The organism is Micropruina sp. (assembly GCF_047607385.1).
Taxonomy (GTDB): domain Bacteria; phylum Actinomycetota; class Actinomycetes; order Propionibacteriales; family Propionibacteriaceae; genus Micropruina.
Map to the genome: position 1 here is coordinate 18741 of NZ_JASGDE010000041.1, position 18253 is coordinate 36993.

The 18253-nt window shown below is 70.2% G+C and carries 14 protein-coding genes and 1 riboswitch; of the genes, 4 read left to right on the forward strand and 10 right to left on the reverse strand.

The features are described 5' to 3' along the window. Positions 1 to 17: 17 nt before the first annotated feature. The 7 genes from QM582_RS04175 to QM582_RS04205 form a co-directional block, all read right to left on the reverse strand. Positions 18 to 1352: an MATE family efflux transporter gene (locus QM582_RS04175; protein WP_415082019.1), complete on the reverse strand. Its 1335-nt coding sequence runs from the start codon at positions 1350 to 1352 to the stop codon at positions 18 to 20. Between the two features lie 291 nt (positions 1353 to 1643). Then, positions 1644 to 2954, reverse strand: a complete 1311-nt coding sequence (locus QM582_RS04180; RefSeq protein WP_415082020.1) for a purine-cytosine permease family protein — start codon at positions 2952 to 2954, stop codon at positions 1644 to 1646. Continuing rightward, positions 2949 to 3081: riboswitch (TPP riboswitch) on the reverse strand. It overlaps the preceding gene by 6 nt. Before the next feature lie 341 nt (positions 3082 to 3422). Beyond that, on the reverse strand, positions 3423 to 4037 hold the full coding sequence (locus QM582_RS04185) for a hypothetical protein (RefSeq protein WP_415082022.1): 615 nt from the start codon (positions 4035 to 4037) through the stop codon (positions 3423 to 3425). A gap of 1 nt (position 4038) precedes the next feature. After that, positions 4039 to 6699 (reverse strand): aconitate hydratase AcnA, encoded by a 2661-nt coding sequence (gene acnA / locus QM582_RS04190; RefSeq protein ID WP_415082023.1) that lies wholly within the window; start codon positions 6697 to 6699, stop codon positions 4039 to 4041. Positions 6700 to 7023: 324 nt separating this feature from the next. Beyond that, positions 7024 to 8022 (reverse strand): NAD(P)-dependent oxidoreductase, encoded by a 999-nt coding sequence (locus tag QM582_RS04195; RefSeq protein ID WP_415082025.1) that lies wholly within the window; start codon positions 8020 to 8022, stop codon positions 7024 to 7026. Then, positions 8019 to 8945 (reverse strand): cyclase family protein, encoded by a 927-nt coding sequence (locus QM582_RS04200; RefSeq protein WP_415082027.1) that lies wholly within the window; start codon positions 8943 to 8945, stop codon positions 8019 to 8021. The genes QM582_RS04195 and QM582_RS04200 overlap by 4 nt, the downstream gene beginning before the upstream one ends. A gap of 55 nt (positions 8946 to 9000) precedes the next feature. Further along, positions 9001 to 9774, reverse strand: a complete 774-nt coding sequence (locus QM582_RS04205; RefSeq protein WP_415082029.1) for an IclR family transcriptional regulator — start codon at positions 9772 to 9774, stop codon at positions 9001 to 9003. A gap of 350 nt (positions 9775 to 10124) precedes the next feature. Here QM582_RS04205 and QM582_RS04210 point away from each other — a divergent pair, with 350 nt between their 5' ends. From QM582_RS04210 to QM582_RS04220, 3 genes are read left to right on the forward strand one after another with little or no spacing between them, the layout of a single operon-like run. Continuing rightward, a complete protein-coding gene (locus QM582_RS04210; protein ID WP_415082030.1) occupies positions 10125 to 11648 on the forward strand; it encodes a sugar ABC transporter ATP-binding protein in 1524 nt (507 codons plus the stop codon). Then, positions 11645 to 12727, forward strand: coding sequence for an ABC transporter permease (locus QM582_RS04215; RefSeq protein ID WP_415082032.1), 1083 nt, complete (start codon positions 11645 to 11647; stop codon positions 12725 to 12727). Before QM582_RS04210 ends, QM582_RS04215 begins: the two co-directional genes overlap by 4 nt. Before the next feature lie 26 nt (positions 12728 to 12753). Then, on the forward strand, positions 12754 to 13905 hold the full coding sequence (locus QM582_RS04220; protein WP_415082034.1) for a substrate-binding domain-containing protein: 1152 nt from the start codon (positions 12754 to 12756) through the stop codon (positions 13903 to 13905). Positions 13906 to 13974: 69 nt separating this feature from the next. On the opposite strand, the gene QM582_RS04225 is transcribed toward QM582_RS04220, so the two are convergent. After that, positions 13975 to 14175 (reverse strand): hypothetical protein, encoded by a 201-nt coding sequence (locus tag QM582_RS04225; protein ID WP_415082035.1) that lies wholly within the window; start codon positions 14173 to 14175, stop codon positions 13975 to 13977. 269 nt (positions 14176 to 14444) lie between these two features. On the opposite strand from QM582_RS04225, the gene QM582_RS04230 reads away from it, so the two are divergent. After that, complete coding sequence (locus QM582_RS04230; protein WP_415082036.1) at positions 14445 to 15011, forward strand: GNAT family N-acetyltransferase; 567 nt, start codon at positions 14445 to 14447, stop codon at positions 15009 to 15011. Here the strand turns inward: QM582_RS04230 and QM582_RS04235 are convergent. After that, on the reverse strand, positions 14898 to 16208 hold the full coding sequence (locus QM582_RS04235) for a class I SAM-dependent RNA methyltransferase (protein ID WP_415082038.1): 1311 nt from the start codon (positions 16206 to 16208) through the stop codon (positions 14898 to 14900). The genes QM582_RS04230 and QM582_RS04235 overlap by 114 nt on opposite strands. A 10-nt stretch (positions 16209 to 16218) precedes the next feature. Further along, a complete protein-coding gene (locus tag QM582_RS04240; RefSeq protein WP_415082040.1) occupies positions 16219 to 18252 on the reverse strand; it encodes an APC family permease in 2034 nt (677 codons plus the stop codon). Position 18253: the final 1 nt, after the last annotated feature.

The window sequence follows — 18253 nt, forward strand, 5'->3', positions numbered from 1 at the left end:
TCCAGAGCTCGGCCGGATCAGTTCAGGCCGGTGACCAGCCAGGCGTCCCCGCGCTCCCGCCAGCGCAGCATCGCCGAACGGATCAGCATGAAGGCGGTGAACCCGAGCCAGAGCGCCACGGTCGCCAGCACCGGCCCCTGGGCGGCCAGGGCGTCCGCGTTCAACCGCAGCAGCCCGACCACCGGCAGGTAGCCGAGCAGCACCAGCGCCATCCCGCCGGCCAGCCAGCGCGCATCGCCGGCGCCGATCAGCACCCCGTCCAGGACGAAGACGTAGCCCGAGACCGGCTGCCCGATGCCGACCACGATCAGGGCGGCGACCACGGCCGCACGCACCGCCGGGTCGGCGGAGAACAACGGCGCCAGCAGCGGGCCGGACAGCGCCACCGCCAGGCCCACCACGGCCCCGCCGACGATCCCCCACCGCACCATGGTGGCGGTCGCCGCCCGGACGCCCGCGACGTCCGCCGCGCCCAGGCCCTTGCCGGTGAGCGCCTGGCCGGCGATGGCCAGGGCGTCCAGCGCGAAGGAGAGCATGGTCCAGACCGTGAACGCCACCTGGTGGGCGGCCAGCGGCACCTCGCCGAGCACCGCCGCCACCCAGGTGGTGAGCAGCAGGATCGCCCGCAGCGACAGCGTCCGGACAATCAGCGGGACGCCGCTGACGGCGGCGGCCAGCACGCCGGCCGGATGCAATCGCAGCGCCATGCCGGACGCCCGCAGCCGCAGGAACCAGACCGCGACCAGGGCCGATGCCATCGCGTACTGAGACACCACGGTTCCCCAGGCGGACCCGGCGATACCCCAGCCGAGGCCGTAGACCAGGCCGACGTTGAGCAGCGCATTGAGGGTGAACCCGACGACCGAGACCACCAGCGGGGTGCGGGTGTCCTGGACGCCGCGCAGCGCCCCGGTGATCGCCATCATCACCAGCATGGCCGGCAGCCCGAGGGCCGAGATCCGCAGGTAGGTGGTGGCGTGCTGCAACACCTCACCACCGGCGCCGAGCACCGCGCACAACGGCTCCGCCCCGAAGCCGACACCGACGCCGGTGAGGACGCCGAGGATGCCGGCCAGCACGGTGCCGTCCGCCCCGGCGGATACCACCTGCTCGGCGGCGCCGGCGCCCAGTGCCCGAGAGACGGTGGCGGTGGTGCCGTAGGCGAGGAAGACGAACACACCCGCCGCAGTGCCGAGCACCGACCCGGCCACCCCCAGCCCGGCCAGCTGCGGCGTCCCCAGGTGCCCGACGATCGCGGAATCCACCAGCAGGAACAGCGGCTCCGCCACCAGCGCGAAGAACGCCGGGACAGCCAGCCCCAGGATCTGCCGGGTCAGGGTGGGATTGCGCACCGGATCAACGTAACGCCGACCCGGCGCCGCGCCCTCCGCCGTCCGCGGCAGGACGGGGGTGGACACGCCCACCGTCGTGCTCGGTCGCCGATCCGCAGCGAACCGGATTCTGGTGGTTATCGCGCCCGAGGAGCAGGACGATTCGAACTCGAACCACTTTCTGGTGGGTATGAGCTACCCCCAGGGGGTATTCGTATCCACCAGAAAGCGGTCCGAACGCTGGTAGAGCGCCGACACCACCCGGATAACCACCAAAACCTGGCAGTAGCGACTTGACCTAGGGCCCCGGCCCTAGCGGCGCCGTCCCAGCACCAGCATAAGCACCCCGGAGACCCCGATGGCGGCCACCGACGAGCCGAGCCAGGAGGGCGCGACGAAGCCGATCGCGGCGGCGACCTCGGTCCAGAACTGCGACCAGACGGGCACCGACCCCGGGTTGATCAGCTGGTAGATGCCGAAGCCGCCGGCCCAGGCCAGCACCGGCGCCCAGCGCAGCCGAGAGCCGGCACTGACGTCCCAGCGCTGCTTGCTCACCATCAGGAAATCGACTGCGGCTACGGCGAACAGCGGGACGAACACCGAACCGATCAGGAACAGGAAGGACTGGTACTGGCCGAAGTCGAGCAGTCCGGCCAGCAAGGTGGCGAGCACACCCACCGCGACCGCGACCACCCGACGGTCCAGGTTCGGGGCGATGTTCTGGATCGACATGGTGGTCGAGTAGACGTTGGCGAAGGCCTCGTCCACCTCGTCGACCAGCAGGATGCTGAGCGCGATCCCGCCCGCCGGCAGCGCGATCAACGCGCCCAGGACGTCGGTGGCGCCGAGGTGCGCCACCGCCAACACGCCGAGCGTGTAGTAGGCGACGGCGGCGAGTCCGTAGCCCAGCGCCGAGCCCCAGAAGGCCGCCCGCTTGGTGCGAGAGTGCCGGCTGTAGTCGGCGGCCAGCGGCGCGAACGACACCACCCCGGCGACGGCCAGGTCGACGGCCGGCCAGAAGCCGAGCACGGCGTCCTGCGGGATCTCGCCGGCGGGCTGCAGCAACACCTGGACGAACAGCACCACCGACGCGATCAGCACCAGCCACACCATCACCGTGCGCAGCATCCGCACACTGCCGAGCGGTCGCACCGCCATCACCGTCGCCACCGCCCCGGCGAGGACGACGAACGGCCAGCGCCAGGCGTCCCCGACGATCGCGGTCGCCGCGGTCGAGATGACGATGATCTCCATGGTGGCCCAGCCGATGTTCTGGCCGATGTTGAGCAGCGTAGGCACCACCGAGGCCCGGCGTCCGAGCAGCCCGCGCAGCGCCACCATGGCCGGCACGCCGGTGGTTGCGCCGAAGACCGCGGCCGTGCCGAGCAGTGCCGCACCGATGCCGCAGCCGAGCACGATGGCCGCGATCGCCGTCCACATCGAGCCGGTCGTGGCGGCGATCAGCGCCCCGGTCAAGGGACCGAACAGGCTGATCCCCAGGTTGGCCCACATCGCGAATTGGTCGAGGAACCGCAGCGGACGCGGCGGCGCGTCGGTGAGCACCACCGGCGCCTCGACGGCTCGGGACGCGGTGGGCGCGATGATCTGATCGGACGTCGTCATGGACGAAAAACCTCCCTACGCCGGCATTACCCGGACAGGTTCGGTCGGTCGGCGGACCCGCGATCGCCAGGATCGGCACTCCGCCCTCTCAGCCCGCCATCTGGTGCGAGCTCCCGAGCTTTGAATTGTTCCGACAACGCTAGCCGCCCGGACGACCGACGTCACGCCCGATCTCAGGGGTTCGACGAGCCACCGGGACGGAAGCCGGCCGCGGCGATGTCGAGATCGCTGTCGGATGGAGGGAAAGCCGTCCGATTTCAAGTCAAGACGCGAAATCGCCGAGGCATCCCGCCTTCGGAGAGCGATGTCGAGATCGCCGACCGCGAGTGGAACCGAGAACCGACCACGAGTGGAACCGAGAACCGACCACGAGTGGAACCGACAGCCGACCACGAGTGGAACCGAGAACCGACCGCGAGTGGAACCGAGAGTGCCCGTGAGGCGAATAGAACGCGTCGCGGCAACTGCTCAGCCGTACCACCAGACGACGGCTGCGAGACCCATCACCGCCAAGCCGAGCAATCCGCCCCGCTGCGGACCCGGCAGCGACTGCCGTCCCAGCGGAGCGCTGGCCACCGCGGCGGCCGCGGGCAGCAACACCAGGGCCGTCCACCACCACCACTCCCCCGCCGCGGACACCATGATCAGCGGCGCGTAGCCGGCCAGGTAGGCGACCCAGAACCAGATGCCGAGGCCGCCGATGGCGCAGGCCGGCAGCAACGCCAGCGCGTAGCCGGTCATGCCGATCAGCACCATCCAGCCGAACGAGCAGGTGCCGTCGTCGTTCGGGCACAGCGAGGGCACGATCGCCCCACCGAGCGCCAGCGCGATGCCGGCGCCGACCAGCGCCGCCAAGGCGGCCAGCATCGACCAGGCGATCCGCTCGGCCAGCTCAGACCCGATGCCGCTGCGCGAAGCCCGGGTCCGTCCGGTCGCTCTCGGACGCCGCACCTCCGGCTTCGCGGGCGGCGCCTCGGCCTTGGGTCGCGGCGACTTCGGACGCGGCTTGCCGACCGTCGCGGAGCGTGCCGCGATGGCGCGTTCCCTGCGGGCGCGCTCCGCCTTGTCGAGCCGTTTGGCCAAGTCAGGACCGCAGCAGGCTGCGCAGCACGTACTGCATGATGCCGCCGTTGCGGTAGTAGTCGGCCTCGCCCGGGGTGTCGATCCGGACCACGGCGTCGAACTCCTTGTCGTCGGCCTTGACGTGCACCGTCTTCGGCGTGCTGCCCTGGTTGAGCTCCTCGATGCCGGTGAAGGTGAAGGTCTCCTCGCCGGTCAGGCCCAGCGACTCGGCGGTCTCGCCCTCCGGGTACTGCAGCGGCAGCACGCCCATCCCGATCAGGTTGGAGCGGTGGATCCGCTCGTAGCTCTCGGCGATGACCACCTTGACGCCCAGCAGCGCGGTGCCCTTGGCCGCCCAGTCGCGGGACGAGCCGGAGCCGTACTCCTTGCCGGACAGCACCACCAGCGGAACACCGGCGGCGGCGTAGTTCTGGGCCGCGTCGTAGACGGTGCTGACCGGGGCGTCCGGCTGGGTGAAGTCACGGGTGAAGCCGCCCTCGGTGCCCGGCGCCAGCTGGTTGCGCAGCCGGATGTTGGCGAAGGTGCCGCGGATCATCACCTCGTGGTTGCCGCGCCGGGAGCCGTAGGAGTTGAAGTCCTTGCGGGCCACGCCGTGCTCGGTGAGGTACTTGCCGGCCGGGCTGTCGGCCTTGATCGAACCGGCCGGCGAGATGTGGTCGGTGGTCACCGAGTCGCCCAGCTTGAGCAGCACCCGGGCGCCGGCCACGTCGGTGACCGGCTTCGGCTGCGCCGGCATGTCCTCGAAGTACGGGGGCTTGCGCACGTAGGTGGAGTCGGCGTCCCACTCGAAGACCTCGCCGGTCGGGGTGGGCAGCGAGCGCCAGGTGTCGTCGCCGGCGAACACGTCGGCGTAGCGGCTGGAGAACATGTCCGAGGAGATGGAGCTGTTCACCACCTGTTCGACCTCTTCGGTGGAGGGCCAGATGTCCCGCAAGTAGACCGGTTGGCCGTCCGAGCCCTCGCCCAGCGGCTCGTTGAGCAGGTCGATGTCCATCCGTCCGGCCAGCGCGTAGGCCACCACCAACGGCGGGCTGGCCAGGTAGTTCATCTTCACGTCCGGGTTGATCCGGCCCTCGAAGTTGCGGTTGCCGGACAGCACCGAGGTGACCGCCAGGTCGGCGGAGTTGACCGCCTGGGAGACCTCGGGGATCAGCGGGCCGGAGTTGCCGATGCAGGTGGTGCAGCCGTAGCCGACCAGGTCGAAGTCGAGCTTGGCGAGGTAGGTGTCCAGGCCGGAGCGGGCGTAGTAGTCGGTGACCACCTTGGAGCCCGGCGCCAGCGAGGTCTTCACCCACGGCTTGCGGGTCAGCCCCCTCTCGACCGCCTTCTTGGCCAGCAGGCCGGCGCCGATCATCACGCTCGGGTTGGACGTGTTGGTGCAGGAGGTGATCGCCGCGATGGTGACCGCACCGGTGGGCAGGTCGAAGTCGGCGCCGTCGGCGAGGGTGACGTGCACCTGCTTGTGGGCGTCGTCGGTGTAGGCGGCGACCGACTGCTCGAAGGCGTGCTGCGCCTCGGCCAGGATGATCCGGTCCTGCGGACGCTTCGGCCCGGCGATCGAGGGGACGATGGTGCCCAGGTCGAGCTCCAGGTACTCCGAGTAGCGCGGCTCGGCCTCGTCGGCGTGCCACAGGCCCTGCCGCTTGGCGTAGGCCTCGACCAGCGCGATCTGCTCCTCGGAGCGTCCGGTCAGCCGCAGGTAGTCGGTGGTCTTGGCGTCGATCGGGAAGATCGCGATGGTGGAGCCGTACTCGGGGCTCATGTTGCCGATGGTGGCCCGGTTGGCCAGCGGCACCTCGGAGACGCCGGGGCCGTAGAACTCGACGAATTTGCCGACCACCTTGTGCTCGCGGAGCATCTCGGTGATGGTCAGCACCAGGTCGGTGGCGGTGGCCCCCTCGGGCAGCTTGCCGGACAGCTTGAAGCCGACCACCCGCGGGATCAGCATCGACACCGGCTGGCCCAGCATGGCCGCCTCGGCCTCGATGCCGCCGACGCCCCAGCCGACCACGCCGAGGCCGTTCACCATGGTGGTGTGGCTGTCGGTGCCGACGCAGGTGTCGGGGTAGGCCTGCAGCACGCCGTCGACGACGCGGGGGAAGATCACCCGGGCCAGGTGCTCGATGTTGACCTGGTGCACGATGCCGGTGCCGGGCGGGACGACCACGAAGTCGTCGAAGGCGCCCTGGCCCCAGCGCAGGAACTGGTAGCGCTCACGGTTGCGCTGGTACTCGAGCTCGACGTTGCGGGCGAAGGCGTCCGGGGTGCCGAACAGGTCGGCCACCACGGAGTGGTCGATCACCATCTCGGCCGGTGACAGCGGGTTCACCTTGTTGGCGTCACCGCCCAGCTCGGCGATGGCCTCGCGCATGGTGGCCAGGTCGACCACGCAGGGGACGCCGGTGAAGTCCTGCATGATCACCCGGGCGGGGGTGAACTGGATCTCCCGGTTCGGGTCCTCGGACGGCACCCAGGCACCCAGCGCGCGGATGTCGTCCGCGGTGATGTTGGCGCCGTCCTCGGTGCGCAGCAGGTTCTCCAGCAGCACCTTGAGGCTGAACGGCAGGGTGTCGGAACCCTCCACGGCGTCCAGCGCGAAGATCTCGTACGTCTTCCCGGCGACCTCGAGGGTGGTCCTGGCGTCGAAACTGTTGATGCTCATGCGTGCCTCCTGTGGTCACCGTCCGGGAGATATCTCGATGTCGAGATAATATCACTAGGCGAGAGTGTCGATGAACAGCGTAGTGCTGGACGCCCCGACGCCGTACAACCCCGATCGCCCGGGGACGGTTCTCGGCGGTTGGAAATCGCCCATTGGGGACGGTTCTCGTCGGTTGGGGACGGTTCTCGCCCACCGGGGACGGTTCTCCACGGTTGAAAACCGACCATTGGGGACGGTTCTCGGCCAGCAGAACCGTCCCCAACCCGACGAAAACCGACCGTTGAGAACCGTCCCCAACCGTTGAGAACCGTCCCCGGTGGTTGCTCAGCGCGGCTTCACCACGTACTTCGGCGTCCGGCCGTCGCGGACGTCGAGGATGGCCTGGACGGCGCTGCCGCCGTTGCCGAGGGACATCTCGTCGGTCCAGGCCAGGCAGTGCGGCGCCAGCACCACGTTGTCCATGCCGATCAGCGGGCTGTCGGACGCCAGCGGCTCGGTCTCGAAGACGTCCAGGGCCGCCCCGCCGAGGTTGCCGGAGCGGAGCGCCTCGACCAGCGCCGCCTCGTCCACGATCGGTCCGCGGGCCACGTTCACCAGCAGGGCTCCGGGACGCACCCGGGCCAGCAGGTCGGCGTTCACCAGGTGATGGGTCTGGGCGTTCAGCGCGGCCATGATCACGATCACGTCGGACGCCTCGAACACCCCGGCGGCATCGGTCATGGTGACGCCGTGCTCCCGCGCCCAATCCGGGTCGATGCCGGGCGAACTGGCCACGACCCGGCAGCGGAACGGCTCCAGCAGGGTGAGCAGGTCGGTCGCGGTGTTGCCCAGGCCGATGAAGCCGACGGTCTTGCCGGTCAAACCGCGTCCCATGAACCGGGTGCGCGGCGCCCAGTCGCCGGAGCGGACGATCCGGTCCTTGACCACCACGTGGTGCAGGCCGGCCAGGATCATCGTCAGCGCCGCGGTGGCGACCGCCCGGCGGGCACCGTCCGGGGTGATGGTGACCAGCACACCGTGGGCACTGCAGGCGTCCAGGTCGACGGTGTCGTAGCCGACCCCGAACCGGGCCAGCAGCTTCGGGTGCGGCCCCGGCCCGGCGAAGGTGGCCGCGGTCACCGCCGGACGCGCGAACAGCACCGCGTCGAAGCCGGCGATGTCGGACGGCCGCAGCTCGTCGACGTCCTCGTCCAGGTAGCGGTACTCCACCCCTTCCCGGTCCAGCCGGTCCAGCCCGATGTCGCCCCAGACGTTGCGCCCGGCCTGGTCCAGGAAGTCGCGGCTGATGCCGACCCGGAAGCCGCTCGCGGCACCGTCGCTCACAGCACTGCCACCGGGTTCAGCGGGCAGCCGGTGCCCATCGGGATGTTCAGCGGCGCCAGGGTCAGCTGGAAGGCGTACTGGCCCTCCTCGCGGCAGGCCTGGGACAGCGCCTCCAGGTCGAGGTTGTCCAGCAGCGGCACCCCCATGCAGGTCAGCGACAGCACATGGATCGGCGAATGCACCCCCGGCACCGGCGAGGGCCGGACGTCGCTGTCGCCGTCCGCGCCCAGCACCGCGATGTCGCGTTCGTGCAGCCAGGGCGCGGCGTCGGCGTGGATGCCGGCGCTGGCCTCACCCGAGTCCCAGGGCCCCAGCGCCCGGCGGCGGGCGAACTGCCCGCAGCGCAGCAGGACGGCGTCCCCCGGCTCGATCCGGACGCCGGCGAAGTCCTCGGCGGCCTGCAGATCCTCGGCGTGCAGCGCCTCCCCCGGCTCCAGCCAGTCCACCCCGCGCACCGCGGGCAGGTCGAGCAGGACGCCGCGGGTGACGATCGGCCCGAGCGCGCCGACGGTGCCGAAGCTGGCGCCGCCGGCCCCGACCACCTCGGCAGAGCTGTTGCCGTTGAACAGCTGGCCCTGCCAGGCGATGTGCGCCAGGGCGTCCAGGTGGCTGCACGACTTGCCGTGGTAGTCGATGCCGATGAAGTCCTTGTTGCAGGTCGGCTGGCCGGGCTCGACATCGCCCAGGTCGCTCATGAAGTGCAGCGCCGGCTTCGGGTTGTCGACCTCGGCGACGGTGTTCCAGGGCAGCGCCATGCCGACCACCCGGCCGGAACGGATCGCGCCGGCACCGCGTTTGGCCTGCTCGGGACCGACCAGGTTCCAGGCCCCGCGATCGGGATTCTCGTAGCGACCCCAGCGCGACAGCCGGTCGAACAGGTCCTGGAACTCGGCAACCGACAGCGGGGTGTTGGACGGCCTCATCGGCGACTCCTTCGTGAGCTGCGCCGCGGATCGATCTGCGCACCCCGGGCGGCGCCTACCGGGGTGTCAGGGGTGAAGCCATCCGGTCGGCGAGAGCACGCAACTCGCCGATCAGGTCGTCCAGATGCAGGTCCTGGTCCAGCCGAGAGGACAGGAAGGTGACGCTGACCGCGAACCGGGCCGGCTGCTGCGGCGGACCGACCGCGACCGACAGGCAGGTCACCCCGATGGTGGTCTCCTCGTCGTCGATCGCCCAGCCCTGCTCGCGAATGGTATCCAGTTCGGCCATCAACTCCGGGACGCTGGTCAGCGACCGCGGCGTCAGCGCCGGCAACGTGCTCACCCGGCTGTACCGGTCGGCCAGCACGGCCGGGTCGAGATTGGCCAGCAGCACCTTGCCGGTCGCCGTGCAGGACGCCGGGAAGCGGTCGCCGATGTGCGAGGTCAGCCGCAGCGGCTGCACACCGTCGTAGCGGGCCAGGTAGAGCACCTCGGTGCCGTCCAGGATCGCGGCTCGCGCGGTCTCCCGGCTGAGGATCGGCGAACGCCGGCAGGACTGGTAGAACTCCGAGACCTCGTCCAGGGTGGACAGGTAGCGGCCGCCCAGTTCGGCCAGCTTGCGGCCCAGCTGATAGCCCGACTCGCGGCGTTCGATCAGGCCCACGCCCTCCAGCGCCGCGCACAGGCTGGCCGTCGAACTCTTCGGACGGCCCAGCCGCCGGGCCAGGTCGCTGGCCGAGACCGCCACTCCCTGGCTGTCGGCCAGGGCGTCCAGAATCGCGGCGGCGCGTTCGATCGCCGGGACCGGAGACTGCCCGGTCGAAGACATCGCCCACCTCCTGCTGCCCGCGTGGCCGCGGACGCCGCATCGCATCCCACCCGCGACGAGGGCCGGGGTGGGCAGGGTCATCGTCCCACACCGTGCCGCCGCCCTCGCTCGACCGCGTCGGCCGTGGGCGGACGAGCGGCCGGTCGGGCGCCTGAGGGTGCCGTTCGCCGGCTTCGGTCAGCCGTTGGCGCACCCCGATCGACATGGCGGCGATCGTACACAATACGGGACGCCGGTCAAGATGCTGAGCCAAAGAACGCCACAGAGGGCGACAGATCCGCAGATGTGCTTGCAATCCTGGACGGCGTCCATGATTCTGTCCCTGTCAATGACGACCACGGAGGAATCACGTGAGCACGAGTGCATCGAGCGCGACCCCCGGCCGACCCGGTGAGGTGCTGGTCGATATTCGCGGACTGTCGAAGCGGTTCGGTGCCACCCAGGCGCTGGGCGGCGTCGACGTCCAGATCAGGGCCGGCTCGACGCTGGCACTGCTGGGCCACAACGGCGCCGGCAAGTCCACTTTGATCAAGATCCTGGCCGGTGTCTACAGCAAGGACGCCGGCGAGATCACCGTCTGCGGCCAGCCGCTGGAAGGCGGCGCCCCGCCGGCCGACACGGTGGCCTTCATCCACCAGGATCTCGGCCTGGTGGACGGCCTGACAGTGACCGAGAACATCGCCCTGGGAACCGGCTATCCGCGACACCTGGGCAAGCTGATCGACTGGACGGCGTCCCGACGCCGCGCGGAACGCGCCCTGGAGCTGGTCGGTGCCGACATCGACCCCCGGGCCCGGGTGGCCGACCTGTCCCGCACCGAGAAATCGATGCTGGCCATCGGCCGCGCCCTGGTGGTGGACGCCCGGGTGCTGGTGCTCGACGAGCCGACCGCGAGCCTGCCGGTGAACGAGACCCACCGGCTGTTCGAGGTGCTGCGCCGGCTGCGCGCCGACGGCCTCGGCCTGGTCTACGTCTCGCACCGGCTGGACGAGGTCTTCGAGATCTGCGACCGGGCCACCATCATGCGCGACGGCCTCGTGGTGGCCGACCTGGAGGTCGCCCAGACCAACCCGTCCGAGGTGATCGAGCTGATCATCGGCAGCAAGCCGATCCCGCCGCCACCGCCCACCAACCGCGGCCGCAACGACGTGCTGATCGAGTTGCGCGACGTGGTCGGCGACCGGGTCGGCCCGGTGTCGCTGGCCGCCCGGGCCGGCGAAGTGGTCGGCATGGTCGGGCTGGCCGGCGCCGGTCAGGAGGAGATCGGCCGCACCATCGCCGGCGCGGCCGCCCTCTACGACGGCACCCTGAGCCTGGCCGGCGAGCCGTTCGTGCCCAGCGACGTGTACACCGCGGTCAGCCGGGGCGTCGGGTTCGTCACCAGCAACCGCGCGGACGAGGGGCTGGCGATGCCGCTCAGCGTCACCGAGAACCTGTTCCCCAACCCGGCGCTGCACGGCAAGACCGGGCTGAGCTACATGGCGCACGCCCCGGAGCGGGCCAAGGCCGACGAGTTGGTCGTCCAGTTCGGGGTCAAACCGCCGGACGCCAGCTTGGCCGTCGAGGGACTCTCCGGCGGCAACCAGCAGAAGGTGATCATCGGACGCTGGCTGTCCACCGAGGCCAGGGTGCTGGTCCTGGAAGAACCCACCGCAGGCGTCGACGTGGGCGCCAAACGCGAGATCTACGCCCTTCTCGACGAGGCACTCGAACGAGGGATCTCCGTCCTACTCGTCTCCACCGATTTTGAGGAGGTAGCAGCCGTGTGCCATCGAGCACTGGTGTTCCGCGACGGGCAGATCGTCGCACAGATTGATCGCGAGGACCTGACCGTGCCGTCGCTGGTGGCCGTGGCGACCGGAGCGGCGGCATGACCGCCGCGGCTGCGCCCGCCAAGAAGGCCAAGGCGGGCGGCTCGTTCGTCGGGAACTGGGGCCTGCTGGTGCTCACCGTGGCGATCTTCGCGATGTTCGCGATCATCCTGCCGGGCACCTTCCCCACCTTCGACAACCTGCGCGCGATCCTGACCAACCAGTCGATCCCGGCGCTGCTCGCGCTGGCCGCGACCATTCCGATCGTCACCGGCCGGTTCGACCTGTCGATCGGCTACGGCATCGGGCTGTCCCACGTGCTGGCCATGTACCTGCTGGTCAACACCGGGTTGCACTGGATCCTGGTGTCGCTGATCGTGGTCGTGTTCGGCGTCGTGGTGGGCCTGGTGAACGGCTTCCTGGTCGAGTTCGCGCACATCGACTCGTTCATCGCCACGCTGGGCACCGGCTCGGTGCTCTACGCGTTGACCGGCTGGATCACCGGCGGCGCCCGGATCGTGCCGACCAACGCCGGCCTGCCGGACTGGTTCACCGACCTGACCAACTCGACCTTCATCAAGCTGCCGGTGACCTTCTGGTACGTGGTGGTGCTGGTGATCGTGCTCTGGCTGCTGTTCGAGCACCTGCCGCTGGGCCGCTACCTCTACGTGGTCGGCGCCAACCCGCGCGCCGCCGACCTGGTCGGCATCAAGCGCAGCCAGGTGGTCATCCTCGCCTTCGTCGGGTCCGGCAGCATCACCGCCGTCGCCGGAGTCCTGCTCGCCGCCCAGCAGCAGATCGGCGACCCGAGCGCCGGGCAGAACTACCTGCTGCCGGCCTTCGTCGGCGCCCTGCTCGGTTCCACCACGATCAAGCCCGGACGGGCCAACGCGTTCGGCACCATCGTCGCGGTCGCCGTGCTGGCGATCGGCCTGTCCGGCCTGCAGCAGCTGGGTGCCGCGTTCTGGGTCACCCCGCTGTTCAACGGCCTGACCCTGCTGGCCGCCGTCGGCCTGGCCGGTGTCTCGGCCCGCCGCCGGCAAGCCGGTGCCGCGGTGATCGGGGCCGCCGGACGAGGCAATCCGGCCCCCGACCCCGCCAAACCGGCCGATCCACCGTCCGGCCCCACCACCGAGAAGTGACCGCACGCGGCATGAAGGAGAAGACCATGAAGCTGACGCTGGCCCACAAGGTCGGTGCCGTCGTCGCCACCGGGGCGCTGCTCGCCTTCGGCGGCTGCGAGCGGGGTTCGCAGATGAAGGCCGACGGCGGTCCCACCGCCAGCACCGAGGGCACCTGCCCGGAGGTGGTGACCGCGTCCGAGGCCGCCGTCACCAAGGCGCTGGACGTGGCCGCGCCGTGGACCGGACCGACGTCCGGCCCCAAGGCGAGCGGCAGCAAGTCGATCATCTACATCGCCCAGGCGATGACCAACCCGGGTGTCGCGGGCGTCGCGAAGGGCGTCCAGGAGGCCGGTGCGGCGATCGGCTGGAACGTCCGGATCCTCGACGGCGGCGGCAACCAGTCCGACATCGGCGGCGCCATCGCCCAGGCCATCGCGCAGAAGCCGGACGGCATCGTGCTCTCCGGCTTCGACCCCAAGACGGTCAGCGCCGAGGTGAGCCGGGCCAACAGCGCCGGCATTCCGCTGATCGGCTGGCACGCGGTGGCCGACCCGGGCCCGTCCGACTCGCCCAAGCTGTTCACCAACGTGACCACCAAGGTCGAGGACGTCTCCAAGATCAGCGCGCAGTACATCATCGCCAAGTCGAAGGGCACCGCCGGCGTGGTGGTGTTCACCGACGACTCGATCCCGTTCGCGGCGGGCAAGGCGCAGATGATCGAGCAGGGCCTCACCGAGTGCAACAGCGTGTCGGTGCTGAGCAAACAGAACATCCCGATCCCGGACGCCGGCACCCGGACCCCGCAGGCGTTCTCGACGCTGGTCACCAGCCTGGGCGCCAAGTGGACCTACTCGGTGGCGATCAACGACCTGTACTTCGACAACGCGGCGACCCCGCTGCGGGCGGCCGGCAAGCAGGGCGGCGGCGCACCGTACAACATCGGCGCCGGCGACGGCTCGGAGGCGGCATTCCAGCGGATCGCGGCCAAGCAGTTCCAGGCCGCCACCGTCCCCGAGCCGCTGAACGAGCAGGGCTGGCAGATCGTGGACGAGTTCAACCGCTCGTTCGCCAAGGAACCGGCCAGCGGCTACGTCTCCCCGGTGCACATCACCGACGGCTCCAACGTCGGTGAGTCGACCAACTGGGATCCGCAGAACGGCTACCGGGACGAGTACAAGAAGATCTGGGGCAAGTAGCGGCTCCGGGTGCTCCCCTCGCCCGGTCGGGCACACCTCGGCTGGCTCGCCCGACTAGGCCCTGCCTAATCAGTTCTGCCCTCCCGTCGACGGGAGGGCAGAACTGATTAGGCAGGGCCGTGTGGTGCCAGGCGGGGTGGACACCAGCCCGGTCAGGGTGACCAGCCGTCCGGCGAGCATCAGGGTGTCGCCGCCGACGGCCTGCAGAGTGGTGGGCAGGCCGGCGTCGATCGTCAACTCGTCCTGGAAGAAGCGAATCCTTGCCGGCATGGCAGCCCCCGGTCGGATCGGATTCCGCGCGTCACGGAAAGTCCGCCGTGCGCCGGCACGCCAATCGACAGGTGGCCTCGGGATCGCCCGGTGATATCGCGCCGGCCGTCCGTGCGCCGCCCGTCCCACCGGTGACCAACCCACTGCCTGCCGCAATGGCTGCATCCATTGGCGCTGCATCAAGAGCATTGATTAGGTGAGAATGCAGTGGCGGCCGGCATCGACCGCCCCGAACGTGACTATCCGGCTCGAATGAGAAAGGCCTCACCATGGTCGATGGGACCGGGCCGGCCACGGACGCGATCCCGCGTCCCGCGTTGAGCGACGGCGTCGTCGTCCTTCGAGCCTGGCAGCCAGCCGACGCCCCGTCCGTACTGCAGGCGTTCGTCGATCCGGTCTTCGAGCGGTTCTCGGATTGGGCGCCGAGATCCGAAGCAGGCGTTATGGCACGCATCGACCAGCAAGAGCGCCGCCGGTTGCGTGGTGAACTGATCGATCTCGCGATCGTCGAGGCAGGCCAGCCGGAGGTCGCTATGGGCGGCATATCGCTGAATGACATCGACCGCCACCTGCACCAGCGCGCCTCGATCGGCTACTGGCTCGGCCCCCGCGGTCGCGGTCGTGGCCTGGTTACCAGGTCAGTGAAGCTTCTCAGCGGATGGGCCTTTGCCGAACTCGGCCTGAAGCGCATCGAACTGACCTGCGGTCCTGACAACACCGCCTCACAACGGGTCGCCCAACGATGCGGGTTTCACCGCGAAGGACTCCTCCGATCGCATCTGGCATTCAAGAACGGCAGGCGTGACACCGTGGTCTTCTCTCTGCTCGCCGACTAGGGCCTCGGGCACGAGGATCGCCACCGCCTCCAGGTGGTGGGTCATCCCGAACAGGTCGAACGCCCGGATCGAGGAGGCCCGATAGCCGTGCTCGGCGGCGAAGCCGAGGTCGCGGGCCAGTGCCGCCGGGTCGCACGCCACGTAGGCCACCGCCCGCGGACGCAGCCGGGCCAGTGCCGCCATCACCGCCTGTCCGGCGCCGGTGCGCGGCGGATCCAGGACGACCAGGTCGGCGCGTCCGGGCAGCCGGGACAGCGTCCGCTCCACCGCTCCGGCCTGGAACCGGGCCTGCGGCACGTTGCCCTTGGCCAGTTCGATCGCCGCCTTGTTGCCCTCCACGCCCCAGACCCGGCAGCCGGCGTCCACCAGGGCTCCGGCGAACACGCCGACCCCGCAGTACAGGTCGAAGGCCCGCTCACCGGCCTGGGGACGCAGCCCGTCCAGCACCGCGGCGGTGAGCACCTCCGGCGCCGAGGTGTGCGACTGCCAGAAGCCGTCGACGCCCACCGTGAAGGTGCGCGCCCCGACCCGTTGGGTCAGCACGCCCCGGGACGCGGCCGAACCCGCCACGACCAACCGTCCGCCCTCGGCGCTCACCACCCCCAGGTACTCGACCGGCTCGTCGAACAGCGACCGATTCTGCCGGCCCGCTCGCTCACCAGGCGCCGGCGCCGTCGAATCGGTCGCTGTTTCACGAACCTGCTGGGGCATAGCGGGGTGAGCCAAGCGGCAGCCCTCGGACGGCAGCGGCACCACCTCGTGCGAGCGGTGCGCCCGCAGCCCCAACCGTCCGTCCGCGCCGGCCACGAACCGCATCCGGCACCGTGAGCCGAGCAGCGGCGGCACCTGCTCGACCACACCGTCCCAGGCGATCCCGGCCAGCCGCTGCAGCTGTTCGGCCAGCACCCGGCGCTTCAGCTCGGCCTGGAACTCCGGCGCGACGTGCTGGAAGTCGCAACCGCCGCAGTCGCCTGCCACCGGGCAGGGCGGCTCCACCCGATCCTCGGACGCCCGGACGATCTCCACCGCGTCGGCGCGGGCGAAGCGGCGGGTGACGTCCCGCACTCGGGCCCGGACCAATTCGCCGGGCAGGGCGTGCCGGACGAAGACGACCATGCCGTCCGCACGCGCCACGCAGTGACCGCCGTGCGCCACCGGACCGACCTCGAGCGGTCCGATCAGCTCGCCGGGCTGCATCGCACTCCGATCACTCCGAACTGACGTGCTGACCGGAATGCACCGCCCCGGTGCCGGGACGCCGCCACGCCGCCGGGTTGTCCCGCCGGGCCCGGTCGATCGCGAACCGCGAGGACGCCAGCAGGTAGGGCACCGAGGTGACCATCACCCCGGCCATGAAGTTCAGTCGCGCCTTGAGGATCAGCGCGGTCTGGTTGTGCAGCACCTGCTCCCACCAGTGCCCCACCACGTATTCGGGGATGTAGACGCAGACCACGTCGCGGGGGTTGTCCGAACGGACGCCCTTGACGAACGACAGCACCGGCGAGGTGACCTCCCGGTAGGGCGAGTCGATCACCCGTAGCGGCACGCCCAGGTCCTCGGCGTACCAGGCGTCCAGCAGCACCCGGGTCTCCTCCGGATCGACGGACACGGTGACCGCCTCGATCGAACTGGGCCGGGACGCCTTGGCGAAGTTCACCGCCCGCACCGTAGGCTTGTTGATCCCGCTCACCACGATCACCGCCCGGACCCGGCTGGGCAGCACATTGTCCTGGCCGGGCTCCACCGCGATCTCGGCCTCCACCTTGCGGTAGTGGGTGTTGATCGCCCGCATCAGCACGAACAGCACCGCCATCGCCAGGATCGCGATCCAGGCGCCGAGCAGGAATTTCACCGCCAGCACGATGCACAGCACCACGCCGGTGCAGCTCAGCCCGATCGCGTTGACCACCCGCGAGCGCTGCATCTGCCGGCGCAGCCGCGGATCGGTCTCGGTCCGCAGGTGCCGCGTCCAATGCCGCAGCATGCCGGCCTGGCTGACCGTGAACGACACGAAGACGCCGACCACGTACAGGTTGATCAGCGCCGTCACCGAGGCGTTGAAGGCCAGCACCAGGCCGATCGCCGCCGCCGCCAGCAGCAGGATGCCGTTGCTGTACGCCAGCCGATCGCCGCGGGTGTAGAGCGCCTTGGGCAGGAAGCCGTCCTTGGCCAGGATCGAGCCCAGCACTGGGAAGCCGTTGAAGGCGGTGTTCGCGGCCAGGAACAGGATCACGAAGGTGACGATGATCACGAAGTACAGCCCGGGCGCGAAATTGTCGAAGACGGTGGACGCCAACTGCCCCATCGCCGTGCCGACGTTGGCCTCGACCATCTGGCCGTTCAGCATGAAGTGGCTGTGCCCGTCCGGATCGACCAGTTTCAGCCCGGTCAGGTTGGCCAGCAGGATGATGCCGCCCAGCATCGACACCGCGACCGAGGCGAGCAGCGCCAGCGTGGTGGCGGCGTTGTGGCTCTTCGGCTCGCGGAAGGCCGGGACGCCGTTGCTGATCGCCTCGATGCCGGTCAGCGCCGCACAGCCGGACGAGAAGGCCCGGGCCAGCAGCGCCACCATCGCGAAGCCGACGAACGGGTCGTAGGTCGCCGAGCCCACCACGTCCAGGTGCGCGGTCGGCGCCTCCAGCTTCTCGCCGTTGGCGAAGATCCGGTACAGCCCCCAGCCGGTCATCCCGAGCACGGCGATCATGAAGCCGTAGGTGGGGATCGCGAACACGGTGCCGGATTCCCGCACCCCGCGCAGGTTGATGCTCATCAGCAGCAGGATCAGCGCGGCGGCGACCAGGCCCTCGTGCCCCTCGATCCAGGGCAGCAGCGCCTTGGCGTTCTGCACCCCGGACGAGGTGGAGACCGCGACGGTCAGCACGTAGTCGACCAGCAGCGCGCTGGCCACCGTCAGGCCGGCGTTGGGACCGAAGTTGACCGTGGCCACCTCGTAGTCGCCGCCGCCGGACGGGTAGGCGTGCACGTTCTGCCGGTAGGACAACACCACGATCAGCATCACGAAGGCGACCGCGACGGCGATCGGCCAGGAGTAGCTGAAGCCGACGACCCCGGCCATGGACAGGGTCAGCAGGATCTCGTCCGGCGCGTACGCCACCGAGCTCAACGCGTCCGAGGCGAAGACCGGCAATGCGATCCGCTTCGGCAAAAGGGTCTCGCCGAGTTGCCCGCTGGCCAGCTTTCGCCCGACCAGCAGCCGCTTCACGGCACCGGTGATGCTCACG